Below are 793 nucleotides of genomic sequence, written 5' to 3' on the forward strand. Positions count from 1 at the left end.
TAACTTGGTTTATGGCAGGGTCATACAATTTGAGAGTTTTCACAAAGGTTGTATGTGGTTCTTTGTTTGTTGTCTTGTCCCAAGGTTTAAGTTTCCTTAGAGTGAACCCTACAAATTCCTTGTAGTAAATTTTCTCAGTCCCTCGGTTGTCGATTATTAGCAAAAGTCTTTTCATACCAAAATTATACACCATCGTTGACCCTCCTTAAAATTTTGTTGTAAGCAAGGGCGTCCTTTGAAATGAAACGGCTATACAACTCGGAAATCATATAGCACCCTGCGTCGTCGGTGTGGTCGTCAACTTTCTCTTTTGTTGGGTAACCTTTAACGAGTTCGGTTTCACTTCACATTAGACCTGGCATTTCCTCGTGATGTTTAACACACGCTTTACTTGCGAAATACTTGCCACTTGAAATTAGGTAGGACTTGATGTTGATTCTAATCGATGTGTCTCACTTGACGCAAGGATGTATTGAAATCAGTTTGACATATTGGAAGTCGGTTTGTGCTCTAATTCCCAATTCAGTCTCCAAAGTCTTTTTAAGCAGAAAGGTTGCGTGGTCGTAGAACACTTTAAGTTTACCGGTATGTGAGTTCCTTATTCCCACCTCGTTTGCCTTAACATAGTCAATTAGCGACGATACGATTTCCCTAATCAGTATGTCGTCATTCTTGTAACCTTGTTTGGCGTTTGAGTGGTAATACTCTTTGTCATAGGCGACGAATGAATAGTCTTTACCGATTCTACCCATAAGCATAGCAGTCGCAGAACCATTGGGTCCGGTTGATGTTC

At 40.5% G+C, this 793-nt stretch carries 1 protein-coding gene; it reads right to left on the minus strand.

What is annotated here, in order from left to right; all coding sequences use genetic code 11:
- Positions 1 to 452: 452 nt before the first annotated feature.
- On the minus strand, positions 453 to 793 hold a 341-nt coding region (locus N1032_RS24820), incomplete at its 5' end, for a hypothetical protein (RefSeq protein WP_259543199.1).

It is taken from the genome of Herbiconiux daphne (assembly GCF_024979295.1).
GTDB lineage: Bacteria > Actinomycetota > Actinomycetes > Actinomycetales > Microbacteriaceae > Herbiconiux > Herbiconiux daphnes.